The sequence below is a fragment of the Sphingobium indicum BiD32 genome (assembly GCF_000382885.1).
GTDB classification, from domain to species: domain Bacteria; phylum Pseudomonadota; class Alphaproteobacteria; order Sphingomonadales; family Sphingomonadaceae; genus Sphingobium; species Sphingobium japonicum_C.
Map to the genome: position 1 here is coordinate 14,898 of NZ_CAVK010000031.1, position 24,121 is coordinate 39,018.

Below are 24,121 nucleotides of genomic sequence, written 5' to 3' on the forward strand. Positions count from 1 at the left end.
GAAATAGTGGCTAGCGGGCGCAAGGTCGGGTCGGAAGAGAGCGGGCTGCGCATCCACCAGACGATCGCGCGCGATCTGGGCACCGCTATCCTGACCGGCCGTCACCAGCCCGGCGAATTGTTCGAGGGCGAGATTGAGGCGTCCGACCGCCTGGGCGTATCACGCACCGCCTATCGCGAGGCTGTGCGTATCCTGATCGCCAAGGGGATGTTGGAAAGCCGCCCCAAGGCCGGCACCCGCGTGTTGCCGCGCAACCGCTGGAACGTGCTGGACCCCGAAATGCTCGCCTGGATGTTCGCAGGCGAGCCGGACGCCAATTTCATCCGCGACCTGTTCGAGCTGCGTGGGGTAATCGAACCAGCCGCAGCGGAGTTCGCCGCGCGCCGCCGCACCGACGATCAACTGGCGGTGATGGAGGCAGCGCTCGCCGAAATGGGGCGCTATGGCCTTTCCACCCCCGAAGGCCGCGCCGCCGACCAGCGCTTCCACAATATGATCCTGGCTGCGACCCGCAACGACGCGCTGGAGGCGCTGGCCAGTTCCGTCGGTGCAGCCGTCAGTTGGACCACGACCTTCAAGCATCGCAAAAAGCTGCTCCCGCGAGATCCCCTGCCCGACCATCGCGCCGTATTTCAGGCAATTGCCGCGCGCGACACGGCAGCAGCGCGGGCGACTATGGCGGAGCTGCTGCGGCTGGCGCTGGCGGACATGGACATCGCGCTGGCGGAGCCGAACGGCGACAACTGACCGGCCCTTTGCCGCCCTATACATTTTGATACAAATTTCTTCCTGCGACTCGTTTGCAATTGCGAATCGTTCGCGGTATGCGGTCGGCACCATTTCTCGCAGGATCAGTCCCCCTTCCGATGCACGGTACCGCCCGCATTCAGCAGCAAAAGAAAAAGAGCGCCAAATCCTTCTGGCTCAAGCAGCTGCATAGCTGGCACTGGATCAGTTCTGCGGTCAGCCTGATCGGTCTGCTGCTGTTCGCCTTTACCGGCATCACGCTCAATCATGCTGCCGATGTCGAAGGATCGCCGCAGACGATCGAAAAGAGCGCGACCCTGCCTGCTGACCTGCGCCAACTGGTTGCGCAGGACGATGCGCCCGACGCGAAAAAGCCGCTACCCGCGCCGGTCGCGGCCTGGGTCGAAAAGGCGATTGGCCAGCGCGGGACGGGCGAAGCGGAATGGTCCGCTGACGAAATCTACCTGGCCCTGCCCCGCCCCGGCGGCGACGGCTGGGTCTCGATCGATCGGAACGACGGCGCAGTGACGAGCGAGGCGACCAGCAGGGGGTGGGTCAGCTACCTCAATGATCTGCACAAGGGCCGCAATACCGGCACGGTGTGGAAGTGGTTTATCGACATTTTCTCGGTCGCCTGTTTCCTGTTCGCGCTGACTGGCCTGCTGCTGCTCCAGCTGCACGCCAAGAAGCGTCCCAGCACCTGGCCACTGGTTGCCATCGGCATGGCCCTGCCAGCGGTGCTGGCCATCATCTTCATCCATTAAGGGGGAATTTTCATGCAAATCAGCCATCGCCTGCTGCTGACCGGCACCGCCGCGCTGGGGACAATTGCGGCACCTGTCACAGCGCAGACGCTGAACCTGTCGATCGGCATTCCGCGCCTGTCAGTTGCGGAATATCACCGTCCCTATGTCGCCATCTGGGTCGAAAAGGAGGGGGCGACCCCGCGTACCCTGTCGGTCTGGTACGATTATGACATGAAGAAGGGCGAAGGCACCAAATGGCTGCGTGACGTGCGGCAATGGTGGCGCGCGTCGGGGCGGACGATGCGCTTTCCGGCTGATGGGGTGACTGGCGCAACCCGCGCGCCGGGTGACAACAAGATCGCATTCGTGGCTGGCAAGGGTCCGCTCGGTACACTCAGCCCCGGCAATTACACGTTGATCGTGGAGGCCGCGCGTGAAGTCGGTGGCCGCGAAGTCGTCCGCCTGCCCTTCGCCTGGCCGCCCAAGCCCGGCGCGAGCGTCAAGGCGCAGGGCAGTGCAGAATTGGGCGCCGTCGCCCTGAATTTCAGCAAATAAGGGGATAGGATGATGAAAGCCAGACTGATGATCGCGGGCGCGTTGGCCGCCCTGATGCTGCCCGCCACCGCGCAGGCGCACCGCCAGTGGATGATGCCATCCTCCACCACCCTGTCGGGTAATGAAAGCTGGATCACGGTCGACGCTGCCGTGTCCAATGACCTTTTCTATTTCGAGCATGTGCCGATGCGGACGGACGGCATCGTCGTGACCCAGCCGGACGGCAGCGCGGGCAAGATCGAAAATGCCGCCACCGGGAAATATCGCTCAACCTTCGACGTGCATCTGACCCAGCCGGGCACCTATCGCATCGGCAGTGCGACGACGATGGTGATGGGCAGCTATATGCTGAACGGCAAGCAGGAACGGCTGCCGCGCGGCACGACCAAGGACAAGCTGGCCAGCGTCATTCCGGCGGGCGCAACCGACGTGCAGGTGGCGGAAGCCTCCAACCGCAACGAGATTTTCGTGACGCTGGGCGCGCCCAGCACCGGCCTGTTCAAGCCGACCGGATCGGGTATCGAGCTGGTCCCGGTGACCCACCCCAATGATCTGGTGTCGGGCGAGACCGCGAGCTTTCAGTTCCTGCTGGACGGCAAGCCTGCGTCCGGCCTGAAGGTTACCGTCATCCCCGGCGGTATCCGCTATCGCGATGCGCTGGGCCAGATGGACCTTGTCGCGGACCAGGACGGCAAGGTCGCCATCACCTGGCCACAGCCGGGCATGTACTGGCTGAACGCCAGTGTCGGCGGCGGTCGTGAGGGCGGCGAAGGCGGCGGCCCCGGTGGTCCTGGTGCAGGTGCGCCAGGCGCAGCCCCCGCGCCCCGTCCCGCCCGTCCGGCTGGCCCGCCGCCGCGCCGCGCCTCTTATGTCAGCACGCTGGAAGTCCTGGCCCCCTGACCATCGCGATCCGCATCGCAATCCCGCCCGACCTGTCGCCCGGCTCGTTCGCCGGGCGTGTGCGGGCGGGTCGTATCGTGACGCTGGGCGGGCCGACCATGGGGACCAGTTGGTCCGCTACACTGGTCGATCCGCCCGCCGGTTGCGCTACGGTGATCGAGAATGTGCTGGCCCGCATCATCGCCCAGATGAGCAACTGGGAAGCCGATTCCGCCATCAGCCGATTCAACCGCGCGCCTGTCGGGGAATGGATGATCCTTCCGCTGGACATGCTGACGGTTTTGCATGCGGGGTTGGACATGGCCCGCCTGTCGGGCGGTGCGTTCGATCCCGCCATCGGTCATCTGGTTGATCAATGGGGTTTTGGTCCCGCCAGCCTGCCCCACCCTGCGCCATCGCTTCGCAGCCCGCCATGGCAGGCGATCGCGCTGGAGGGGGACAAAGCGCGCCGCCTCGCTGATGTCGCGCTTGATTTTTCAGGCATTGCCAAGGGGTTTGCGGTCGATGCCATTGCGGCAGCGCTACGCGCGCTGGGCGTTACCAACTTCCTGGTCGAAATCGGCGGCGAATTGCACGGCGAAGGCGTGAAGCCCGACATGCAGCCATGGTGGGTCGATGTCGAGCCACCTCCGGGCCTTGCCATCCCCGTCCTGCGCATCGCCCTGTGCGGCCTCTCGGTCGCGACATCGGGCGACTATCGCCGCTACCGCATGGATGGCGAAGCAAGGCTATCGCACAGCATAGATCCAGCGCGTGGCGCGCCGATCGCGCCGGGTGTCGCGTCCGTCACCGTGCTGCACGACAGCGCCATGCTGGCCGACGCCTGGGCCACCGCGATTACCGTGCTGGGACCAGATCGGGGCATGGCGCTGGCCACCCGCCACGCCCTGCCCGCCCGACTGGTGCTGCGGACCCCAGGCGGCGCGCAGGAATATATGACCCCGGCGCTGGCCGCGATGCTGGAATGAAGGGGTGGCGTGCGGGCATAAGGCTGCTATGCGAGCCCCATGCACAATCTGGCCGGGACCGTCTCCGTCGATGGGGACAATTATGAATGGGAATTGCGGAGCGAACCGCAATGGAGCGATGTGGACGGTTGGAAGGGCATGACCGTCGCCCTGTCCCAACAGGATAGCCAGCGCGGCGCGGTGCTGGAATTTCCGCCGCCCAAGCGGCTGCTCAAAGGGTTGCAGCGCGGGCGCCTCCAGATCAACGATGCGATCATCGCACGCGGCATTCGCGCGGCCTTGCTGGCAGGATGGGAACCATCGTCGCGCGGCAAGCCCATGGTGTTCATCGTCGACGCGGACGGCAATTAGGCGTCAGCTTTCGGCCCAGCGGCGCAGCAGATTATGATAGATTCCGGTCAGGCGGATGACTTCGCCATGGTCCTGCCCCAGCGTTCCGCCCAATTCCTGCACGCTTCGATCAAGGTCGAACAATATCTGCCGGGCGGCATCGTCGCGGATCATCGACTGGAGCCAGAAGAAACTCGCGACCCGCCGCCCGCGCGTCACCGGTTCGACACGGTGGAGGGACGATGACGGGTAGAGGACCGCATGGCCCGCGGGCAGCTTGACGCTCTGCACCCCGAAATTGGTTTCGATCGTCAATTCGCCGCCATCATAGGCGTCCGGCTCTTCCAGAAAGACGGTGATCGACAGGTCGGACCGAACGCGAAATCCCGTCCCGGCCTGAATTCGCACGGCATTATCGACATGGACGCCGAATGCCTGACCGCCCGCATAGCTGTTGAACAGCGGCGGAAAGACCTTGAGCGGCAGTGCGGCGGCGATGAACAGGGGCGACTGGCCGAGTGCGTCCAATATCATCTGCCCGGCCTGTTTGGCGGCGGGAGCCTCCTCCGGCAATTGCAGGTTGCGTTTGGCCAAGGCAGATTGCGGGCCGGAGGTGACGTTGCCGTCCACCCATTCCGCGCCGTCAATCAGCGCGCGGATCGCGGCCACGCTGGCAGCGTCGATCAGGTCAGGAATGGCAATCAGCATGAAGTTCGCTTTATCTCAGGCCGCGTCGCTGCGCAGGACGAAGGGGATTTCGACCACGCCCCGGACCCGCATCGGCTGACCATTGCGGATGACCGGGGACCAGCGCCATTTCCGCACCGCGTCGCGCGCCGCTTCGTCCAGCCGGGCAAAGCCGCTGCTCTGCGACACGGCGATACTGTCGACCGCGCCATCCACGCCCAGCGTCAGCGTCAGCACGACCGTGCCCTGTTCCCGCTTGCGACGGCTTTCGATGGGGTAGCGTGGCGGCTTGCCCGCGATCATCTGCGCGCTGAGATCGCCGCCCTGGATCAGACTGGGCGGAGCTGGCGACACAGCAGCAGGTGACGGGGTCGGCGTCACCAAGACAGTGCGTTGCGGGGTCGGCACCGGCACCGGATCGGGCGTCGTCTGCACGGTCTGGACGGGCTGCACCGGCGTCTGGACGATCGGCGGGGGCGCGACGATTTCGGGTGTTGAGGGTGGCGGCGGCGGCGTGTCTGCGGAGGGCGGTGGCGGTGGTGGCGAAAGGTTGACGACCGTGAGCTTGGTCTCCTGAACACGCTGAACATGGGTGCGAAGCTCGATCAGCGCGCCGATCAACAGGATATGCAGGACCAGGATCGCCGCGATGACCGGGATGTTGGGGCGTGATCGTGCACCATAACGGTCGGGTGCAGGCGGTTGCGGGTGCGGCTTGGCGACGTCGGCAACAGGTTTACGGACAATATCATGCGTCAGGTCGGGCAGGAAATCGTCGATTGGCCGACTTGCAGCATGGAGCATGGCAACGCCTTTCTTCCCTTGAACCCGATCCTCGCCTCGTAACGCGAACCATAATGCGAATCAATTGCGTTATTTACTTAGGGGTGGGACGGGCAGCGACCCGAGGAGGATGGAGTGTATCGCCGCCCGTCCGCTACCCCCGGCAAGGGACTGATGCCGGGAGAACAGGGTTGGAGTATTACAGCTTGTAGCCCAGGGTCAGCACCCAGGAGCGACCCTCGCCGGGGTTGGCCCAGCCATTGTTGCGGACGCTGCTGTAATATTTTTCGTTGGTGAAGTTCTGGACGTTCAGCTGCGCACTGAACTTTTCCGTGATCGGGTAGGACAGCATCGCCCGGTGGACCAGATAATCGTCGGTCTTGTACATTGGTGCGCCGGTAATGTTGCTCAGATACCAACTGCCCTGATAGGTCAGGCCATAACCCAGTTCGAGGCCGAACGGGAGCGTATAGGTGGTGAACAGGCTGCCTGAATGTTTCGGATTGTTCGTCATCGGATTACCCGCCTGGGTATCGACTACGCCCGCTGCCTTCTGGAAGTCCGAAATGCTCTGGATCACCTTCGTATCCAGATAGGTGTAGTTGGCAAAGACCGTCCAGGCATCGGTAATGTTGCCCGACGCACCCAGCGTAAAGCCGTCCACGCGATTGCGACCGTCATTCACCGGCAGATTGCCGATCAGGGGATCATTGCTGGCGACGCGATAATTGGTCCGCTCGTTGCGGAACAGGGCGGCGGTCAGTTGCAGCTTCGCGTCGAACAGGTCGATCTTGCCACCAATCTCGTAATTGACGGCCTGTTCGGGCTTCGCTTCGCATGGGTCGTTGAACAGGTTGGCCGCCGTTGCCAGCCCGCACCCTGCGCGGACGGTCGTGGCAGTCGGGTTCTTGCTGTTGCCATAAGCAATATAGAGGCTGGCATTTTCCGCTGGCTTGTAGACCAGACCGATGCGGTAGGAGAACAGATTGTCGGTCGCATTCTGCGATGCGCCTGCCGTGTAGGCACCGCCGGTCGCGGGGGTTGCGATCGTGTCGGTGCGGAAGCGGGCGCGGTTATGTTCGTAGCGGACGCCACCGTTGATTTCGAGCTGATCGACGATCTTGACCGCTGCAAAGGCGTAGGCCGCGACGTTGAACAGGTCGCCATCCTGATGGCCAGTGCGGATCGCGTTGACAGGGCCGGTGTAGATGGCATTGGGGTTGCTGATGCTGATCGGGTCGAGCACCGGATTGGGCAGCGCGCCGCCCGCATTGCGCAGGACATTGCCGTTATCCAGCGCATAATCTTCCTGCAACATCGACGTGCCAAGCACCAGCGTATGGCCGCCGGGGAAATTGAAGGTCAGGTCGAGTTGGTTATACAGCGTGTCGTTGACGGAATCGCGGTAGCCGCCGCGCGGGCCGCTGGGATAATAGGTTCCGGGCACCTGTCCGGCAGCACAGGCCAGGCCAGTCGGGGTCTGGCCATTGGCGAGGCAGAAGCTGCCCTGTGGCGGGTTGACGATCAGCTTCTGTTCCACCCGCTGCCAGCGCGACAGGTTGCGGACGGCGAGCAGGTCGCTGAAGCGATGGTCGAAAATGGCGGTGGCCTGGTCGATCGTCTGATCCTGACGATCCAGATTCTTATAGCCATAATAGCCGCTATAGGGCGCGCCTGGCAGCGGGCCGTCATAGAGGGCATTCTTGTAATAGGGCACGCCATAGAGCGGCGTATTCTTGTCCTCCTGATGCGTGAACAGCAGCGTCAGCGAGGTCGGACCATCGACGCCGAACTTGACCGACGGCGCAACGCCCCAGCGCTCATAACGGTCGACATCGCGGGCCGGAACGTCATTTTCATGATACATGGCGTTGAGGCGTACGGCGACGAAGTCCGAGACGCGGACATTGCTGTCGATGGTCGCGCGATAATAATCGGACGTGCCGACGCCCGCCTGGACCAGCGTTTCGTCATCGGCCTTGGGCCGCTTGGTCACGATGTTGATATTGCCACCGATCGAGCCGGAGCCACCGAACACGGAATTGGCGCCGTTGGTCACTTCGATCTGTTCGACGTTGAAGGGGTCGGTGCGGCTATATTGCGCGCTGTCGCGGACGCCGTCGATGCTGATGTCAGTATTGGCGCTCTGGCCGCGCAGGTTGATGCTGTCGCCATAGCCTCCGCCGCCTTCGCCCGCGCCAAAGGTGATGCCCGGAATGGTGGACAGCACGTCGCGCAGCGTCAGCAGATTCTGTTTGCGGATGGTCTGGTTACCGATCACCGTGATCGTTTGGGGCGTATCGAGCAGCGGGCGCACATATTTGGGCGATTCCGCCTTCTCGACCTTGACCTCGGACTCGTCGATCGCGGTGTCGGTGACGGTCATGCCGCCCAGCTTGGGCGCGGGCGCTTCCTGCGCATGGGCGCCGGTCGCAAAGGCCATGGCGCCGACGCAGCCGAGGGCAAGAAAAGACGAACGCGACAGTGAGTTGGACATGTTTAGCAAATCCCCTTTGATGTTGGGGAAGCTGCTATTGCGAACCTTTCTCAGAGTCAACGCTATTGCGAATAATTATTATCTTTGTCGCAAATCGCGCGGGCAAAGAGCCAGCAGCGGATGGCGCTCGCCAGATTGGGGGGATCAGATGCGCCCATGCGGGCAAGATCGATGCGGGCGATGAGGGCGTTGAGCGGCAGCGATTCACGCTGGGCGTGATCGCGCAGTGCGTCCCAGAATATCGGTTCCAGGCTGATCGCGGTCTGGTGCCCCGCAATGGTCACGCTGCGCTTGACCGGCGGGGCGAAGGGCGACGCCAAGGGGCCATCCGGCCCGTCCATGGCGTCGCCGCTCATCATCAATACATATGCTGGCCGCCGTTGATCGACAGCGTGCTGCCTGTCACGAAGCCGCCATCCTCGCTGCAGAAGAAGGCGACGCCGCGCGCGATTTCATGCGCCTGCCCCAGACGGCCGACCGGGATTTTGGCGACGATCTTTTCGAGGACCGGCGCGGGGACAGCGGCGACCATGTCGGTGTCGACATAGCCGGGCGCGATGGCGTTGACGGTCACGCCGACCTTGGCCCCTTCCTGCGCCAGCGCCTTGGTAAAGCCGTGGATGCCCGATTTGGCGGCGGCATAATTGACCTGGCCATATTGACCCGCCTGCCCGTTGATCGAACCGATATTGACGATCCGGCCCCAGCCGCGTTCGCGCATCCCGCCAAAGGTCGCCTTGGCCATGTTGAAGCAGCCGCCCAGATTGATGCGCATGACTTCATTCCAATCGTCAAAGCTCATCTTGGCCAGCACGCCGTCGCGGGTGATGCCGGCATTGTTGACGACGATATCGACCGGACCAAGCGCATCGGCGACCGCTGCGCAGCCATCAAGGCAAGCCTGATGATCGCCGACGTCCCATTTGAAAGCTGCGATACCGGTGGCTTCGGTAAAGGCCTGCGCCTTGGCGTCATTGCCGCCATAATTGGCCGCAACGGTATAACCCATATCGCGCAACGCCAGGCTGATCGCCTCGCCAATGCCGCGTGTCCCGCCCGTCACGATCGCTACTCTCGACATATGCGCATCCTTCCCTGACTAACCGGGCTGGTTGATCCAGCCCGAAAGCTCGCGGCCCAACAGCCTCTGGTACAGAGTGATAGCCGCCGACGAGGCGTTTAGACAGGGTAAATAGGCAAAATTTTCACCCCCTTTGGATAAAAAAACCTCTTTCGCACGCAGGGCAATTTCCTCTAGTGTCTCCAGGCAATCGGCCGAGAATCCGGGCGTTGCCACGGCAATGTTTCGGACTCCTTGCTGTACCAGTTTGGCGAGTGTCGCCTCGGTTTCCGGCTCCAGCCATTTGGCCCGGCCGAAACGCGACTGGAAGCTCATATGCACTGGCAGGGATAGCGCATCGCGCAGCAGCCGCACCGTCTTGACCGACTGGCAATGATAGGGATCACCCAGATGCAGGGTGCGGTCGGGCATGCCGTGAAAACTGGCGAGCAGGGCGTCGGGGGTGAAGTCGAGCGTCGCGATGCTCGCCTCGATCGAGACTTTGAGCGCCGCGATATAGGCCGGATCGTCATGATAGGGCGGCAGGGTCCGGATGGCGGGCTGCCAGCGCATCGCTTTCAGCGCCGCAAAGGCGGCGTCATTGGCGGTTGCGGTGGTCGCACCGCTATATTGCGGATAGAGCGGGGCGAGCAGGATACGGTCGCAACCCGCCGCTTTCATTGCGGCTAGACGCGAGGCGATCGACGGGTTGCCGTAACGCATCGCCCAGTCGACAGTCACGCCATCGCCCATCGCCGCCTGCATTGCATGGGCCGTGTCGCGCGTGTGGAAGGCGAGCGGTGAGCCGCGGTCGGTCCAGACTTGGCTGTAGGCATGGGCGGATTTTTTGGGCCGGGTGGTGAGGATGATGCCGCGCAGGATCGGCTGCCACAGCAAGGGCGGGATTTCCACCACGCGCCGGTCGGACAGAAACTCCGCCAGATAGCGCCGCACCGATTTGGCGTCGGGCGCATCGGGCGTGCCGAGGTTGATGAGAAGGACGCCGACTCTGGGCGCGGGAATGGCGGGATGGTCTGGTGGCAGGGTCATGTGGTCCCCAGTAGCGGCAGGCTGCGCAAACGCTGACCTGTCCATGTGTACAGGGCGTTGGCGATGGCCGGGGCCACCAGTGGCGCGGCGAGATCGGTCACGCCTGCGGGCGGCGCGGTGCTGCGGATCAGTTCCACGGTCACTTCACCGATGTCGGCGAGACGCGGCAGGTTCATCCGGCCCAATATGGCGCGGGTCGGCAGGCCGCCTTCATAGGGGACCGATGCGCCCATGGCGGTGGCGAGACCATAGATCAGGCCGCCCTCTATCTGTTGCCGGGCAATGTCGGGATTGACCTGATCCCCGACATCGACGGCGGCGATGATGCGGCCGACGCTCAGCCGGTTGCCGCGCATCGACGCTTCGACCATGACGGCCCCATAAGCGCCGTTCATCATATGGGCGGCGATCCCCTGCCCGCTGCCTGCTATCCCGCCCTGCCAGCCGCCCATGGCAGCAGCGGTGGAGAGGCAATGGGCGAGGCGCGGATTGCCGCCGAGCATCTGGATGCGGAAGGACATGGCCTCCATCCCCGCCAGATGGGCGAGTTCATCGACAAAGCTCTCGGTGAAGAAGGTGCCGTGGAGATGGGCGTTGCCACGGGTGAAGCCGAGGGCCAGGCCAACATCGGCGGGGTAATGATCCACTGCCCAGTTGGGAATGGCATAGGGCGGGACCATGCCCGCCACGGCGAGCCGGGTTGCCTTGTCAGCGGTATCGGCGGCGGCCTGATGGGGCAGTGCGCCGTCGGCGATGCGCGCCCATGTTTGCGTCATGGCGCAGGGGGCAGCGACCTTGGCCAGCCAGCCTTCGATCGCGCCGGTGCGGCCGAGCTTTGCCGCCATGCGGGCATGGGCAGGCGCGGCGGGGCGGTCCTGAATGACATCCTCCAGCCGCGACCAGAGCAGTTGCACCGGGCGGCCCATGTCGCGGGCGATCAGCACCGCCTGCACGCCCACGTCCCAGTCCATCTTGCGCCCGAACGAGCCACCGGCGTGAAGCGGATAGAGGGTGACCGCGCTTTCCGGCAGGCCCAGCGCATCGGCGACGGCGGCGCGGGCCAGGCCGGGCGCTTGCGTCGCCAGCCAGACTTCCGCGCCATCATCGGTCACGCGGGCGGTCGCGCAGAGCGGTTCAAGGGCGAGGTGCAGCCCGGCGTCGACCTGATATTCGCTGGCCAGGATGGTCGCGCCCTCAAACACCGGGAGCAGATCGCCCTGCGCATAGAGACGACGGCCTGATGTGCCAGAGAAAGCGGCTTCCAGTGCGTCGTCGATGGTCGCGCTGCTGACCGGGGTGCCGCGCAGGGTGAAAATGGGGTCGGCGAGATCGAGCGCCTTGTTCGCGGCCCACCAGTTGGTGGCGACGGCGGCCAGCCAACGGTCCTGCCGGATAAGTTTGAGAAAGCCGGTGACGCCACTCGCTGACCGCTCGTCCAGCCCGGCGAGGGTTGCATCGCCGATCGGCCCCTGCCGGATCGAGGCATAAACCATGTCGGGCAGGCGGATGTCGGCGGCAAAATTATGGCTGCCGTCAATCTTGGACGGGGTGTCGAGCCGGGGCAGGTCCAGTCCAGCCAGGCGCCCGTCCTGACCCTGCCGCAGCGGCAATATGGCAGGCAGGTCGAAGCCGATCGCTTGCTCCACCACATCACCAATCTTCGTCCGCCGGTCGCCGCCATCGGAGATGAGACCATTCTGGATATCGCAGCTTTCCCAGGGGATGTCCCAGTTCGCGGCCGCCGCCTTGCATAACAAGACCCTCGCCGCTGCCCCGGCGTCGCGACAGGCAGCATGGAACATCGGGACAGAGGTGCCACCGCCAGTCAGCATCAGCGCGTTGCGGGTGGCATATTGGCCGAGCGCCCAATCGCCCGCATCGCCCAGCAGCCGGGTCCAGTCACTCGCCAGCCAGTCGCGGGCCAGTAATGTGTTGGCGTAGAGCGGGCTGATCGGCGCGCTCTGCACCGCGACGGTGCGCCAGTCCGCGCCGAGTTCATCGGCGACGATCTGCGGCAATATGGTGGTGACGCCCTGCCCGGTTTCGGTCTGCGGCACGATGACGATGATCTGGCCGGAACGGTCGATCTTGAGGAAGGCGTTGACGATGGTTTCGCCGGGCGCGGCGTTGAGGTTGGGCGCGTAGCGGCGCGGCCATGTGCCCCAGGCAATGAGCAGCCCGGCCGCCGCGCCACCGCCGACCAGCAGCGTGCGCCGGTCGATGCCCTTGATCCGGTCTGTTTTCTTTCGCGGGAAGCGCGCCATAGCCGCCTGATAGAGAGGCGCGCGCTGGCTGGAAAGCGTTATTCCGCGGCGATTGGCGTCAGGCCAAGGCGGGGGATTTCGATCGCCGGGCAATGGTCCATCACGACCTTGAGACCAGCGGCTTCCGCGCGGGCGGCGGCGGCTTCGTTGATGACGCCCAGCTGCATCCAGACCGCTTTGGCCCCGGCGGCGATGGCTTCGTCCACCACCTCGCCAGCCGCCGCGCTGTTGCGGAAGATGTCGACCATGTCGATCGGAACGCCGATGTCGGACAGGCGGCCCCAGACAAATTCGCCATGGACATGCTCGCCCGCTATCTGCGGGTTGACCGGCAGGACGCGATAGCCATGGTCCTGAAGGACTTGCATCACATGGTAACTGGCACGGTCGGGGCGGTCGGATATGCCGACCAGCGCGATGGTACGGGTTTCGTTGAGCAGGGTGGCGATATCCTGCGGGGCGGTCAGCGGCATGGGTTCTCTCCTTTGCGGCTATGACGAAGCAGGCGGCAGGGGCGTTCCCGGTGACGGGAGAATGTCGCTTAACTTCGCATATTTCCCGGTAAATGCGACATAATGTTGCGCGGCGCTGATCCTATCGCGATGTCGGCACCATCATAGCGGCCTGCCCCGCTGTAGGACAGTCAAACCGGGCGCGCGAGCCAGTCCGCGACCTTTTGCGCAATGGCGCGGAAGGCGTCGGCGTGGATGCCTTCGCCCGCGGCCGGGGGATCGCCCGCGTCGGACTGGCGGCGAATGTCGATGGCGAGCGGCACACGGCCAAGGAACGGCATCGCCATCTCGCCCGCCGCCGTTTCCGCCCCGCCCTGCCCGAACGGATCCGAGATTTCGCCGCAATGGGGGCAGGCATAGCCCGCCATATTTTCAACCAGCCCGATCATCGGCACGCCGACCTGCCCGAACAGGCTGACCGCGCGGGTCGCGTCGATCAGCGCGAGATCCTGCGGGGTCGAGACGATGACCGCGCCCGCTGGCTTATGTTTCTGCACCATGGTCAGCTGGATGTCGCCAGTGCCGGGCGGCATGTCCACGATCAGCAATTCGGTTTCACCCCAGTCGGCGTCGATCAGTTGCGACAGGGCATTGCCGACCATCGGCCCGCGCCATGCCAGCGCCTTGCCCGGTTCGACCAGATGCGCCATCGACAGCATCGGGATGCCGAGCGTGCCGGTGACAGGGATCAGTTTCTTCTCCCGCGCCTGGGGTTTCTGGTCCTCGCTGCCCATCAGCCGCGCCTGGGAGGGACCGTAAATGTCGGCGTCGACCAGCCCGACCTTGTGGCCAAGGCGGTGGAGAGCGACCGCGAGATTGGCCGAGAGGGTAGATTTGCCGACGCCGCCCTTGCCGGACGCGACCGCGATGATGCGCAGCGGGCGGCGTTCGGATGTTTGGGCGATGCGGACATCGGTGACGCCCGGCACGGTCAGCCCGCCTTCGCGGATCGCGGCAAGGATCGCGTCGCGCTGGTCGGGGCCAAGCCCGCCCACGTCGAGCGCGAGGGTCATGACGCCGTCCCTGACGCGCGGGGTGCTGGCGCGGCCATCGGTCAGGGCGGTCAGGCGGGCGGTAAAATCGGCGATATCGGTCATGGCGACGCCCTGTAGGAAATAATCGCGGCCATGGGCACTGTTTTTCGTGGATAAGCCTTCCTATAGAAGAGCCATGAAAAGAATTTTCGGGTGGATGCCCGGCATCATGAGCATGGCTCAAGGGCCTTGGGGCGGGAAAAGCGACGGGCCGGATGGCAATGACGGGAAAGGGTCGGGCGGCGATGGCGGGCCGCGCAACCCGTGGACCCAGCCCAACCGGCCTACCGGCCAGAAAGGCCCGTCCGCAATAGACGAGCTGCTGCGGCGGGGGCGTGAGAGCTTTGGCCAGGGCGGTGGCGGTGGCAGCTTTGGCGGCCTGCCCCCGCGCGCCAATGGCAAGGCGCTGTGGCCTGCGGCGATTGCGCTGCTGGTCATCTTGTGGCTGGTGCTGACCAGTTTCCACCGCGTCGGCCCGCAAGAGCGCGGCGTCGTCACCTTCCTGGGCAAATATAGCCGCACCCTGTCGCCGGGCATCAGCCTGACCATGCCCGCGCCGTTCGAGACGGTGTCCATCGTCGATGTGGAGGAAATCCGCACGATCGACGTCGGATCGACGAACGCGGAGAGCGAAAATCTGGTGCTGACCGGCGACCAGAATATCATCGACCTGGCCTATTCGGTGCGCTGGAATATTCGTAACCCGGAACTCTATCTGTTCCAGCTGTCCGATCCCGACGCCGCCGTGCGTGAGGTTGCCGAAAGTGCGATGCGATCCGTGCTGGCGAGCGTCAGCCTGGACGATGCGCTGGGCGCGGGGCGCACCGCGATCGAGCAGCAGGTCGAGCAGCGGATGCAGGAGATACTCGACGGCTATCGTTCGGGCATCCGTATCCAGGGTGTCGCGATCAAGCAGGCCGATCCGCCAAGCGCGGTCAATGATGCGTTCAAGGCAGTGTCCGCGGCGCAGCAGACCGCGCAAACCTATCTGAACGAAGCGCGCGCCGCCGCGCAGCAGGTGACCGCCAAGGCGCAGGGCGAGGCCGCGTCGTTCGACAAGGTCTATGAACAATATCGCCTGTCGCCCGACGTGACCCGCCGCCGCATGTATTATGAAACCATGGAGGGCGTGTTGTCGAACGTCGACAAGACCATCGTCGAAGGCGGCAATGTGACGCCCTATCTGCCGCTGCCTGAAATCAAGCGCCGGGCGCAGGCGACCCCCGCCGCCGGCGCGGCCGCCAGCACGGGAGGCCAGTGATGCCAGCCATATTGCGCCAACCCGTTGCGCTTGCGCTGATTGCGCTGTTCCTGCTGATCCTGGTCGGCAGCACGGTGACGATCGTACCGGAAACCCGGCAGGGCGTGATCGTGCGCTTTGGTGATCCCAAGGCGATCATCAACCGCTATCGCCAGAATGAGACGTTCGGCAATACCGGCGCTGGCATCATCCTGCGCTGGCCGTTCATCGACCAGATCGTTTGGATCGACAAGCGCGTGCTGTCGGTCGAGATGGAGCGCCAGCAGGTGCTGTCGACCGACCAGTTGCGGTTGCAGGTCGATGCCTTCGCCCGTTATCGCATCGTCGATCCGCTACGCATGTATATTGCCGCGGGCAATGAGGAACGGGTTGCCGATTCGCTACGCCCGATCCTGGGGTCGGCGCTGCGCAATGAACTGGGCAAGCGGCCCTTTGCCGCGCTGCTCAGCCCGGAGCGGGGCCAGGTGATGCAGAATATCGAGGCCGGGCTGGACCGGGTTGCGCGCCAATATGGGGCAGAGATTGTCGATGTGCGGATCAAGCGCGCCGACCTGCCCGATGGCACGCCGCTGGAAAGCGCCTTCACCCGGATGCGGACGGCGCGTGAGCAGGAAGCGCTGACGATCCGTGCGCAGGGCGCGAAGCAGGCGCAGATCATCCGCGCCGAAGCGGATGCGAACGCCGCGCGCATCTATGCCGAGAGTTTCGGGAAGGACCCGTCCTTCTATGATTTCTATCGGGCGATGCAGAGCTATCGCTACACTTTCTCGCCCGATCGCACCGGGCAGACCAACATCATCCTGTCGCCGAACAACGAGTTTCTGCAACAGTTTCAGGGACGTAAGTGACAGGAGGCGGCCACTTCCTCCCCTTTAAGGGGAGGTGGCTGGCCGCAGGCCAGACGGAGGGGTGTCGCCCTATCGAGAGGGTGACACCCCTCCACCATCGGCTACGCCGACGGTCCCCTTCGACAGAGTCACGTGCCTCTGCCGAACCTTGCAGGGGAGGATGATATGCCGGGCGAGAATATCGTTTCACATCATGCCGGATCATTTCGGAACCAGCATCATTCAATGAGGGTTAAGGCAAGGCGGCGCATGTCCGGCTCTCCATCGAGAGTCCCGCCTTCCATTTCCTGAAGATCATGAGAGGACCGTCACGAGTGCGTTACGCTTATGCCATTACCGGTGCCCTGTTGCTGGGCGGCACCGCCATCGCCATCACGTCCCCCAATGTCGGCGCGCAGACCGCGCAGAATGAAGGATTGCAGGCCGCCGCCCCCGCGGGCGCGCCCGCGAGCCTGGCCGATATGGTCGAGAAGCTGCAACCGGCGGTCGTCAATATCTCCACCAAGCAGCGGGTGGCAGTGCAGAACCCCTTTGCCGGCACGCCTTTTGGCGACCTGTTCGGCCAGGCACCGGGCGGACGGCCCCAGACGCGGCAGGCCCAGTCGCTGGGTTCAGGCTTCCTGATTTCGGCTGACGGCTATATCGTCACCAACAATCACGTCGTGTCGGCGGGCGCGGAAGGCGCGACCGTCGATTCGATCACGGTGACGCTGACCAACAAGGAAGAATATACCGCCAAGCTGGTGGGCCGCGATCCCGCGACCGATCTGGCGGTGCTGAAGATCGACGCGAAAAAGCCCCTGCCCTTCGTCAAGTTCGGCGACAGCACGAAGGCGCGCGTGGGTGATTGGGTGGTCGCGATCGGCAATCCCTTCGCCCTGTCCGGCACGGTGACGGCCGGGATCATCTCTGCCGTTCATCGCAACACCGGTGGCGGTTACGAGAAATTCATCCAGACCGATGCGTCGATCAACCAAGGCAACTCCGGCGGCCCGATGTTCGACATGCGCGGCAATGTGATCGGCATCAACAGCCAGATCCTGTCGCCATCGGGCGGCAATGTCGGCATCGGCTTTGCCATTCCGTCCGAACAGGCCGCACCGATTGTCGCAACGCTGCGTCAGGGGCAGGCGGTCAAGCGCGGCTATCTGGGCGTGCAGATCAGCCCGCTGGGCGAGGATCTGGCCGACTCGCTGGGTCTGGCGAAGAATCGCGGCGAATTCGTGCAGGGCGTCGAGCCGGGCAAGGGCGCGGACAAGGCCGGGATCAAGGCGGGCGACGTGATCGTCGCGGTCAATGGTCAGGAAGTGAACCCCGACCAGAATCTGTCCTCGATCGTCGCCAGCCAGCCGATCGGCAGCAAGGTGCCGATCGTCCTGCTGCGCAACGGCCAGCGCCAGACGGTCACCGCGATCGTGGGTGAGCGTCCGTCCGAGGAGGAACTGACCAATTTCGCCCCGCAACAGGATGAGGATTTCAGCCAGCAGGACCAGAATCCGGGTCAGGCGGCGCAGCAGTCGCTGGGCATTTCGGCGATCCCGCTGACGCCCGGCATCATCCGCCAGCTGGGCGTGGCCGCCGATACGCGCGGCGTGGTGATCACCGCCGTTGACGGATCGACCGATGCGGGCGCCAAGGGGCTGCGGCGCGGCGATGTCATCATCAGTGCCAACAACCGTCCGGTCACCAGCCAGGCGGAGCTGGATGCGCAGGTCAAGGCGGTGGCGGCACAGAATCGCAACGCCATCCTGCTTCAGGTGTTGCGTCGTGGCCAGCAGCCGATTTTCCTGCCGGTGCGCTTGCGCGATAAATAAGCGCGGCGCTTGCCGGAACATGCTTCCGCTCTGTAGGGTGGATGTAGCCATATCAGACCCGTTCGGGCTGAGCTTGTCGAAGCCTTGTCTTTCTTCTCAAGAAGAATGACCCTTCGACAGGCTCAGGGCGAACGGGTGTTTTTTGTCAGGGGATTGGGCGGATGAGCAACGGCATTTTCATTGGTCTTGGCGCGCCAGACAAGGATGGCGGGGTTGCCCAGTTGCTCAACCTGCGCCGGGCGAACCGCCATGGCCTGATCGCAGGGGCGACGGGCACCGGCAAGACGGTGACGTTGCAGGGTATTGCCGAAAGCTTCTCCGCGCTGGGCGTGCCGGTGTTCCTGTCCGATGTGAAGGGCGATCTGTCGGGTATCGCCATGGCCGGTTCCCCCACCGCCAAAAATGCCGACAAGCTGGTCGCGCGGGCGGCGGAGATCGGGCTGACCGATTATAGCTATGCCGATAATCCCGCGATCTTCTGGGATCTGTACGGGGAGCAGGGTCATCCCATTCGCACCACCGTCAGCGAAATGGGACCGCTATTGCTGGCGCGCCTCATGGGCCTGAATGAAACGCAGGAAGGTGTGCTGACCATCGCTTTCAAATATGCCGATGAAGAAGGACTGCTGCTGCTGGACCTGGGCGATTTGCAGGCGATGCTGGCCTATTGCGCGGACAATGCCGATACGCTGTCGGCGCGTTACGGCAATGTCACCAAGGCGAGCGTCGGGGCGATCCAGCGGCAATTGCTGCAACTGGATTCGCAGGGCGGGGCGCATTTTTTTGGCGAACCCGCGCTCGACATCCATGATTTTCTGAAGGTGGATGAGCAGGGGCGCGGCTATATCAATGTGCTGGCCGCCGACAAGTTGATGCAGAGCCCCAAACTCTATGCGACCTTCCTGCTGTGGCTCTTGTCCGAACTGTTCGAGACGCTGCCCGAAGTGGGCGATCCCGACAAGCCGGTGCTGATCTTCTTCTTTGACGAGGCGCATCTGCTGTTCGACGAGGCGCCCAAGGCGCTGACCGACAAGATCGAACAGGTGGTGCGGCTGATCCGGTCGAAGGGGGTGGGCGTCTATTTCGTGACCCAGAACCCGATAGACATACCAGAGGAAGTCGCCGGGCAGCTGGGCAACCGGGTGCAGCACGCGCTGCGCGCCTTCACACCGCGCGACCAGCGGGCGATCAAGGCGGCGGCGGAGACGTTCCGCATCAATCCCGACCTGGACGTCGAGACGGCGATTACCGAATTGAAGGTCGGCGAGGCGCTGGTGTCGCTGTTGCAGGAGGATGGATCGCCCGGCATCGTCCAGCGCACGCTGATCGCGCCGCCGCGATCGCGGCTGGGGCCGGTAAGCCCCAAGGAACGGGCGATCATCCAGTCGATTTCGCCGGTCGCAGGCAAATATGACGAGGCGATCGACCGGGAATCGGCGGAGGAAATATTGGCCGCGCGGGGCAATGCCGCTGCGGCTGCCGCGCAGGCCAAGAAAGCGCAGGATGAGGCGGAGCGGACCGCCGCCGTGCAGGCCAAGGCCGAAGCCAAGCAGCGCGAACAGCAATTGAAGGAACAGGCGCGCGCCGACGCTGCCGCTGCGCGCGAAGCCGCCAAGCCATCGGCGATCGACAAGGCAATCCAGTCCGCCACCCGCGCGGCCGGTTCCTCGGTCGGGCGACAGGTCGCCAACGAACTGGGCCGCGCGGTGTTCGGCGGATCAAGCCGCAAATCTTCGGGCGGCGGGATTGCGGGTCGGTTGGTGCGCGGGATTTTGGGCAGTTTGTTCAAGTAAGTTCATTTACATGCCCTGCACGCCCCCGTTCGGGCTGAGCCTGTCGAAGCCTTGTCTTTTCTTCAAGAAGTACAGCCCTTCGACAAGCTCAGGGCGAACGGAAGATGGAGGGTGATGGCAAAAGTCATGGCGCGGCGGGGCGAAGAAAAGCTGCGTTCCTTGTCCAGCCCATGGTTGCCTGTTTGCGGGGACAGCGGCTAAGGCCGTCGGCATGACAGCCCCCTCCCCGCATCGCCATCCGCTGCGCTTCGGCGATTTCCGGGCTTATCTGATCGGGCGGTGCGCGGCGGTGCTGGCGCAGTACAGCATGATGATCGTGCTGGGCTGGCAGGCCTATAATATCGCACGCGAAACGATGACGACGGCGGGTGCTTCGGCGCAGCTGGGGCTGATTGGTCTGGCGCAGTTTTTGCCGCTGTTTTTCCTGACGCCGCTGACCGGATGGGTCGCGGACCATTATGACCGGCGGATCATCACCCGGCTGACGCTGACATTGCTGACCGCAGCGGCGGCGGTGCTGGCCTTTGCGACCTTCGAGGGCTGGGTCGGGTTGCCACTGATCTTTGGCATTGCCGTCATCGTCGGCATTGCCCGCGCCTTCAACGGCCCGGCCTATGGCGCGCTGGCCCCCAACCTGGTGCCGCGCGAGGTGCTGCCCAACGCCATCGCCATATCGGGCGTGGTGTGGCAGGCCGGGTCGATCGTTGGCCCGGCGCTGGGTGGCTATGCCTATGCCGCGACGCCCTGGGGCGCTTATGCGCTGGCGGCTATCCTTTATGGCGTGGCGCTGGGCGCGATGATGCTGATCGGCCCGGTGCCGCAGCCCGCGCGCGACATCAGCCGCCACCCGATCCGCCAGATGATCGACGGGCTGACCTATGTGCGGACCAACCGGCTGGTGCTGGCGACGATCACGCTGGATCTGTTCGCGGTGCTGCTGGCGGGGGCCACCGCGCTGCTGCCGGTCTATGCCCGCGACATATTGCATGTGGGATCGACGGGGCTGGGCCATCTGGCCGCAGCGCCGGGGATCGGCGCGGGGCTGGTGGCGCTGTGGTTCTCGTTTCGGCCATTGAAGAATGAAGTCGGGATCAAGATGCTGGGTGCGGTCATCCTGTTCGGGATTGCCACCATCGCCTTTGGTTGCACCGCCTTTCTGCCGCGCAGCATCGCGATGGAATTTGGCATCGGCGCGCTGGTCGTGCTGGGCGCGGCGGACATGATTTCGGTGTTCGTGCGCCAGTCGCTGGTGCAGTTGCACACACCGGACGCGATGCGCGGGCGGGTGTCGAGCCTGTCGCAACTGACCATTTCCGCCTCCAACGAACTGGGCGAGGCGGAAAGCGGCTTTCTTGCCGCGCTGGTCGGGCCGGTTGCCGCTGTCATTGGCGGGGGCATCGGTGCTATTGTCATCACCCTGTTCTGGGCGCGGCTCTTTCCCGAATTGCGCCTTGCACGCACCTTCGACCCACCCGACATAAGGGCGGCGGACCTCAGCCAGGAGAAAGCCCCATGAAAGCTGCCAATATTCTCGAAACCATCGGCAACACCCCCCATGTCCGGGTGAACCGGCTGTTTGGCCCTGAAACGAATGGGGCAGAAGTCTGGATCAAGTCGGAACGCTCCAATCCGGGCGGGTCGATCAAGGACCGGATTGCGCTGGCCATGATCGAGGCGGCGGAAGCTGCGGGCGACCTGCAACCGGGCGGCACCATCATCGAGCCGACATCGGGCAATACCGGCGTGGGCCTGGCCATGGTCGCGGCGGTCAAGGGCTACAGGCTGGTGCTGGTCATGCCCGAAAGCATGTCGATCGAACGGCGGCGGCTGATGCTGGCCTATGGCGCCAGCTTCGACCTGACCCCGCGCGAAAAGGGGATGAAGGGCGCGATCGAGCGCGCGCTGGAGCTGGTGGCGCAGACGCCCAATAGCTGGATGCCGCAGCAGTTCGAGAATCCCGCCAACATCGCCATCCATGCCCAAACCACCGCGCAGGAGATTTTGGCCGACTTCGCCGACGCGCCGATCGACGTGCTGATTACCGGTGTGGGCACCGGCGGGCATATCACCGGCACGGCAGAGGTGCTGAAAAAAGCCTGGCCGGGAATCAAGGTCTATGCGGTCGAGCCGACCCTGTCGCATGTTATCAGCGGTGGCCAGCCCGGCCCGCACCCGATCCAGGGCATTGGTGCGGGCTTCATTCCGGCGAACCTGCATACCCAGTTGCTGGACGGGGTGATCCAGGTCGATCCGGCTGATGCCAAGGACTATGCACGGCGGTCGGCCAGCGAGGAGGGAATTCTGGTCGGCATTTCTTCGGGCGCGACGCTGGCGGCGATTGCGCAGAAGCTGAAGGAATTGCCCGCTGGCAGCCGGGTACTGGGCTTCAATTATGATACCGGCGAGCGCTATCTGTCGGTGCCCGATTTCCTGCCGGAATGATCATCACGCGATGACGAATGGATCAGTTTCCAACGAGCCGCGTCCATGGATGTGGCTCGTCTGGCTGGCGCTGTTCGTCGGCCTGCCCGCCGTTGTGGCGGGTTGGGAAGCGCGTGCGCCGCGGGAGGGGGTGGCGGCACGTTTTGCCCATGCCGCCTCATCCCGCGCGATCCGCCCGCCCAGCCCGCCCCCGCCGGTCGAACCGGTTGCCGTCTATGCGCTGCCAGCCGATCGCGCGCGGGCGCTCAATGCCACTATCCCCTTTTCCCGGCTGTCCAACCCGGCAGCGCGTCCCTTCCACTTTGAAGGGTCCATGACGGATATGGCCCGCGCCGTGGACTGCCTGGCCGCGGCGCAAATCTATGAGGCGGGCGATGATGCCGTCGGTCAGCGGGCCGTCGCGCAGGTCGTGCTCAATCGCGTGCGCCACCCCGCCTTCCCCGGCACGGTCTGCGGCGTCGTTTTTCAGGGACAGGAACGCGCCACCGGTTGCCAGTTCACCTTCAGTTGCGACGGGGCGCTGAACCGCACACCATCCCCGGCGGTCTGGGATCGGGCGCGCGCCATCGCCCGCGCCGCGCTGGCGGGCGACGTGTTCAAGCCGGTGGGCTATGCGACCCATTATCATACCGACTGGGTCGTCCCCTATTGGAGCGGCAGCCTGGACAAGCTCACGCGGGTCGGCACGCATCTCTTCTTCCGCTGGCGCGGCTGGTGGGGGACGCCGCCTGCCTTTCGCGCTTACGGCACCAGCGGCGGTGAGCCGCTGATCGGGCGGATTGCGCGCTTTTCGACTGCCCATGAGACGGGCGGAGCCATGATGCTGGACGCCCCAGAAGCACTGGTCGCGGGCGGTGGAAAGGCCGGGGGCGCGGCAGAACTGGCGGCAAAGCCACAAGAGGCGATCGGCATCGATTCGCTGGGCAAAACGATTGCCGGTGTGCGGCTGATCGGGGTCGTGCCGGTCGCCGATACGTTTCTGGTGGAATTGGGCGGCGGGACGTCGGCGGACAGCTGGCCCAAGATCGCGCGGACATTTTGCGCCGGTCGGCAATGGTGCCGCATCATGGCGTGGCGTCCGGGTGGCGCGCCCGCCGGCCTGCCCCTGGCTCCTGGACAGATAGAGACGATGAGTTTCGCCTATATCCACAGCGCCGTAACGGGATTGCAGCGGGCCTTGTGGAATTGCGACCAGAACCCGCGCGCGGACAAGCGTGACTGTATGCGTCGGCGCGTGCCGATCGCCATGCCTGCGCCGCCATCGCCGACCGGACTGGCCGGGGTGCGGCGCATGGACCGTTTTGAAACGGTAAAGATCGCGCCAGTGCCGGGAACGTCGTCAGGCGACGCTCGCCAACCCTGAAACCGCTGATTATTTCGTCGCGAACTGGCCGGCTTCGGCCTTGAACATGTCGCGCGCGAAGGCACGGACAGCGGTTGCGGTCTTGAATTTCTCGTCCTGAAGCAGCGACGAGGTCAGCGGATAGCCCTGCGAATTATAGCGGGTTTCCCGCACGGTCAGGCGGAAATGGCCTTCTTCATCCTTGCTGATCAGGAAGGGTCGAATTGCTGCGCGGCTCATAATGGCTCCTTGTGGATGACAGAAAAAAGGGGAGCGCCGATCGGCGCTCCCCCGACATGATCGATATTAGCCCAATATGTCCGCTACGATCTGCTTGAGCTGTGTGCTGGACAGGGTGCCGCCCGGCGCCAGGCCGGGATGAAAGGGGCGCTTCCTGTCGAACAGCGAGAGCGTGGGACGTGGGCTTCTGGGTGAATGGTTATGCAAAATTATTCCTCGCGGCCGGTGCCGCGTAACAAGTGAGTAGT

24 protein-coding genes are annotated in these 24,121 nt (G+C 64.4%); 13 read left to right on the forward strand and 11 right to left on the reverse strand.

The window, feature by feature from the left end; translation table 11 throughout:
• The first annotated feature begins 6 nt into the window (after positions 1-6).
• The 6 genes from EBBID32_RS03055 to EBBID32_RS03080 all read left to right on the forward strand — a co-directional run bounded on the left by EBBID32_RS03055 (position 7) and on the right by EBBID32_RS03080 (position 4,267).
• Positions 7-747, forward strand: a complete 741-nt coding sequence (locus EBBID32_RS03055; protein ID WP_006950556.1) for a FadR/GntR family transcriptional regulator — start codon at positions 7-9, stop codon at positions 745-747.
• 119 nt (positions 748-866) lie between these two features.
• Entirely contained in the window at positions 867-1,511 is a 645-nt protein-coding gene (locus tag EBBID32_RS03060) for a PepSY-associated TM helix domain-containing protein (RefSeq protein ID WP_006950558.1), read from the forward strand.
• A gap of 12 nt (positions 1,512-1,523) precedes the next feature.
• Positions 1,524-2,048 carry a DUF2271 domain-containing protein gene (locus tag EBBID32_RS03065; RefSeq protein ID WP_006950559.1) on the forward strand — a complete coding sequence of 175 codons (525 nt, stop codon included), beginning with the start codon at positions 1,524-1,526 and terminating at the stop codon, positions 2,046-2,048.
• Positions 2,049-2,060: 12 nt separating this feature from the next.
• Positions 2,061-2,948, forward strand: a complete 888-nt coding sequence (locus EBBID32_RS03070; RefSeq protein ID WP_037488472.1) for a DUF4198 domain-containing protein — start codon at positions 2,061-2,063, stop codon at positions 2,946-2,948.
• 98 nt (positions 2,949-3,046) lie between these two features.
• The gene (locus EBBID32_RS03075; protein ID WP_037488450.1) at positions 3,047-3,916 is read left to right on the forward strand and encodes an FAD:protein FMN transferase; all 870 of its coding nucleotides are present in this window, start codon (positions 3,047-3,049) and stop codon (positions 3,914-3,916) included.
• 39 nt (positions 3,917-3,955) lie between these two features.
• Positions 3,956-4,267 (forward strand): hypothetical protein, encoded by a 312-nt coding sequence (locus EBBID32_RS03080; protein WP_006950564.1) that lies wholly within the window; start codon positions 3,956-3,958, stop codon positions 4,265-4,267.
• A 3-nt stretch (positions 4,268-4,270) separates the two neighbouring features.
• Here the strand turns inward: EBBID32_RS03080 and EBBID32_RS03085 are convergent, their stop codons facing one another.
• From EBBID32_RS03085 to EBBID32_RS03125, 9 genes are all read right to left on the reverse strand, one after another.
• Entirely contained in the window at positions 4,271-4,954 is a 684-nt protein-coding gene (locus EBBID32_RS03085) for a Fe2+-dependent dioxygenase (RefSeq protein WP_006950566.1), read from the reverse strand.
• A 15-nt stretch (positions 4,955-4,969) separates the two neighbouring features.
• Positions 4,970-5,737, reverse strand: a complete 768-nt coding sequence (locus tag EBBID32_RS03090; protein ID WP_006950570.1) for an energy transducer TonB — start codon at positions 5,735-5,737, stop codon at positions 4,970-4,972.
• 178 nt (positions 5,738-5,915) lie between these two features.
• On the reverse strand, positions 5,916-8,213 hold the full coding sequence (locus EBBID32_RS03095) for a TonB-dependent receptor (protein ID WP_006950577.1): 2,298 nt from the start codon (positions 8,211-8,213) through the stop codon (positions 5,916-5,918).
• 62 nt (positions 8,214-8,275) lie between these two features.
• The gene (locus EBBID32_RS03100; protein WP_006950579.1) at positions 8,276-8,572 is read right to left on the reverse strand and encodes a ribbon-helix-helix domain-containing protein; all 297 of its coding nucleotides are present in this window, start codon (positions 8,570-8,572) and stop codon (positions 8,276-8,278) included.
• Positions 8,572-9,294 (reverse strand): acetoacetyl-CoA reductase, encoded by a 723-nt coding sequence (phbB, locus tag EBBID32_RS03105; RefSeq protein ID WP_006950580.1) that lies wholly within the window; start codon positions 9,292-9,294, stop codon positions 8,572-8,574. Before phbB ends, EBBID32_RS03100 begins: the two co-directional genes overlap by 1 nt.
• An 18-nt stretch (positions 9,295-9,312) precedes the next feature.
• Positions 9,313-10,323 (reverse strand): ferrochelatase, encoded by a 1,011-nt coding sequence (gene hemH / locus EBBID32_RS03110; RefSeq protein ID WP_006950581.1) that lies wholly within the window; start codon positions 10,321-10,323, stop codon positions 9,313-9,315.
• Complete coding sequence (locus EBBID32_RS03115; protein ID WP_006950582.1) at positions 10,320-12,587, reverse strand: molybdopterin cofactor-binding domain-containing protein; 2,268 nt, start codon at positions 12,585-12,587, stop codon at positions 10,320-10,322. Before EBBID32_RS03115 ends, hemH begins: the two co-directional genes overlap by 4 nt.
• A 38-nt stretch (positions 12,588-12,625) precedes the next feature.
• Positions 12,626-13,060, reverse strand: a complete 435-nt coding sequence (locus tag EBBID32_RS03120; protein WP_006950590.1) for a CoA-binding protein — start codon at positions 13,058-13,060, stop codon at positions 12,626-12,628.
• Between the two features lie 170 nt (positions 13,061-13,230).
• Positions 13,231-14,196, reverse strand: a complete 966-nt coding sequence (locus EBBID32_RS03125) for an Mrp/NBP35 family ATP-binding protein (RefSeq protein WP_006950592.1) — start codon at positions 14,194-14,196, stop codon at positions 13,231-13,233.
• A gap of 73 nt (positions 14,197-14,269) precedes the next feature.
• On the opposite strand from EBBID32_RS03125, the gene hflK reads away from it, so the two are divergent.
• From hflK to EBBID32_RS03160, 7 genes are all read left to right on the forward strand, one after another.
• Positions 14,270-15,394 (forward strand): FtsH protease activity modulator HflK, encoded by a 1,125-nt coding sequence (gene hflK / locus EBBID32_RS03130; RefSeq protein WP_006950594.1) that lies wholly within the window; start codon positions 14,270-14,272, stop codon positions 15,392-15,394.
• Positions 15,394-16,242, forward strand: coding sequence for a protease modulator HflC (gene hflC / locus EBBID32_RS03135; protein ID WP_006950595.1), 849 nt, complete (start codon positions 15,394-15,396; stop codon positions 16,240-16,242). The genes hflK and hflC overlap by 1 nt, the downstream gene beginning before the upstream one ends.
• Positions 16,243-16,556: 314 nt before the next feature.
• On the forward strand, positions 16,557-18,056 hold the full coding sequence (locus EBBID32_RS03140) for a Do family serine endopeptidase (protein WP_006950597.1): 1,500 nt from the start codon (positions 16,557-16,559) through the stop codon (positions 18,054-18,056).
• Between the two features lie 161 nt (positions 18,057-18,217).
• Positions 18,218-19,849, forward strand: a complete 1,632-nt coding sequence (locus EBBID32_RS03145) for a helicase HerA-like domain-containing protein (RefSeq protein WP_006950599.1) — start codon at positions 18,218-18,220, stop codon at positions 19,847-19,849.
• A 211-nt stretch (positions 19,850-20,060) separates the two neighbouring features.
• Positions 20,061-21,365 (forward strand): MFS transporter, encoded by a 1,305-nt coding sequence (locus EBBID32_RS03150; RefSeq protein WP_006950603.1) that lies wholly within the window; start codon positions 20,061-20,063, stop codon positions 21,363-21,365.
• Positions 21,362-22,291 carry a cysteine synthase A gene (gene cysK / locus EBBID32_RS03155; RefSeq protein WP_006950605.1) on the forward strand — a complete coding sequence of 310 codons (930 nt, stop codon included), beginning with the start codon at positions 21,362-21,364 and terminating at the stop codon, positions 22,289-22,291. The genes EBBID32_RS03150 and cysK overlap by 4 nt, the downstream gene beginning before the upstream one ends.
• Before the next feature lie 10 nt (positions 22,292-22,301).
• On the forward strand, positions 22,302-23,654 hold the full coding sequence (locus EBBID32_RS03160; RefSeq protein ID WP_037488458.1) for a cell wall hydrolase: 1,353 nt from the start codon (positions 22,302-22,304) through the stop codon (positions 23,652-23,654).
• A gap of 9 nt (positions 23,655-23,663) precedes the next feature.
• Here EBBID32_RS03160 and EBBID32_RS03165 read toward each other — a convergent pair whose 3' ends face one another.
• The gene (locus EBBID32_RS03165; RefSeq protein ID WP_006950609.1) at positions 23,664-23,873 is read right to left on the reverse strand and encodes a hypothetical protein; all 210 of its coding nucleotides are present in this window, start codon (positions 23,871-23,873) and stop codon (positions 23,664-23,666) included.
• Positions 23,874-23,939: 66 nt separating this feature from the next.
• Entirely contained in the window at positions 23,940-24,080 is a 141-nt protein-coding gene (locus tag EBBID32_RS23955) for a hypothetical protein (RefSeq protein WP_006950611.1), read from the reverse strand.
• Positions 24,081-24,121: the final 41 nt, after the last annotated feature.

What these genes read in the sequence shown, in the direction of transcription:
- EBBID32_RS03060 (WP_006950558.1), top strand. Translation starts at nt 867, where the DNA reads ATGCACGGTACCGCCCGCATTCAGCAGCAAAAGAAAAAGAGCGCCAAA.
- EBBID32_RS03065 (WP_006950559.1), top strand. Translation starts at nt 1,524, where the DNA reads ATGCAAATCAGCCATCGCCTGCTGCTGACCGGCACCGCCGCGCTGGGG.
- EBBID32_RS03070 (WP_037488472.1), top strand. Translation starts at nt 2,061, where the DNA reads ATGAAAGCCAGACTGATGATCGCGGGCGCGTTGGCCGCCCTGATGCTG.
- EBBID32_RS03075 (WP_037488450.1), top strand. Translation starts at nt 3,047, where the DNA reads ATGGGGACCAGTTGGTCCGCTACACTGGTCGATCCGCCCGCCGGTTGC.
- EBBID32_RS03080 (WP_006950564.1), top strand. Translation starts at nt 3,956, where the DNA reads ATGCACAATCTGGCCGGGACCGTCTCCGTCGATGGGGACAATTATGAA.
- EBBID32_RS03085 (WP_006950566.1), bottom strand. Translation starts at nt 4,954, where the DNA reads ATGCTGATTGCCATTCCTGACCTGATCGACGCTGCCAGCGTGGCCGCG.
- EBBID32_RS03090 (WP_006950570.1), bottom strand. Translation starts at nt 5,737, where the DNA reads ATGCTCCATGCTGCAAGTCGGCCAATCGACGATTTCCTGCCCGACCTG.
- EBBID32_RS03095 (WP_006950577.1), bottom strand. Translation starts at nt 8,213, where the DNA reads ATGTCCAACTCACTGTCGCGTTCGTCTTTTCTTGCCCTCGGCTGCGTC.
- EBBID32_RS03100 (WP_006950579.1), bottom strand. Translation starts at nt 8,572, where the DNA reads ATGATGAGCGGCGACGCCATGGACGGGCCGGATGGCCCCTTGGCGTCG.
- phbB (WP_006950580.1), bottom strand. Translation starts at nt 9,294, where the DNA reads ATGTCGAGAGTAGCGATCGTGACGGGCGGGACACGCGGCATTGGCGAG.
- hemH (WP_006950581.1), bottom strand. Translation starts at nt 10,323, where the DNA reads ATGACCCTGCCACCAGACCATCCCGCCATTCCCGCGCCCAGAGTCGGC.
- EBBID32_RS03115 (WP_006950582.1), bottom strand. Translation starts at nt 12,587, where the DNA reads ATGGCGCGCTTCCCGCGAAAGAAAACAGACCGGATCAAGGGCATCGAC.
- EBBID32_RS03120 (WP_006950590.1), bottom strand. Translation starts at nt 13,060, where the DNA reads ATGCCGCTGACCGCCCCGCAGGATATCGCCACCCTGCTCAACGAAACC.
- EBBID32_RS03125 (WP_006950592.1), bottom strand. Translation starts at nt 14,196, where the DNA reads ATGACCGATATCGCCGATTTTACCGCCCGCCTGACCGCCCTGACCGAT.
- hflK (WP_006950594.1), top strand. Translation starts at nt 14,270, where the DNA reads ATGAAAAGAATTTTCGGGTGGATGCCCGGCATCATGAGCATGGCTCAA.
- hflC (WP_006950595.1), top strand. Translation starts at nt 15,394, where the DNA reads ATGCCAGCCATATTGCGCCAACCCGTTGCGCTTGCGCTGATTGCGCTG.
- EBBID32_RS03145 (WP_006950599.1), top strand. Translation starts at nt 18,218, where the DNA reads ATGAGCAACGGCATTTTCATTGGTCTTGGCGCGCCAGACAAGGATGGC.
- EBBID32_RS03150 (WP_006950603.1), top strand. Translation starts at nt 20,061, where the DNA reads ATGACAGCCCCCTCCCCGCATCGCCATCCGCTGCGCTTCGGCGATTTC.
- cysK (WP_006950605.1), top strand. Translation starts at nt 21,362, where the DNA reads ATGAAAGCTGCCAATATTCTCGAAACCATCGGCAACACCCCCCATGTC.
- EBBID32_RS03160 (WP_037488458.1), top strand. Translation starts at nt 22,302, where the DNA reads ATGACGAATGGATCAGTTTCCAACGAGCCGCGTCCATGGATGTGGCTC.
- EBBID32_RS03165 (WP_006950609.1), bottom strand. Translation starts at nt 23,873, where the DNA reads ATGAGCCGCGCAGCAATTCGACCCTTCCTGATCAGCAAGGATGAAGAA.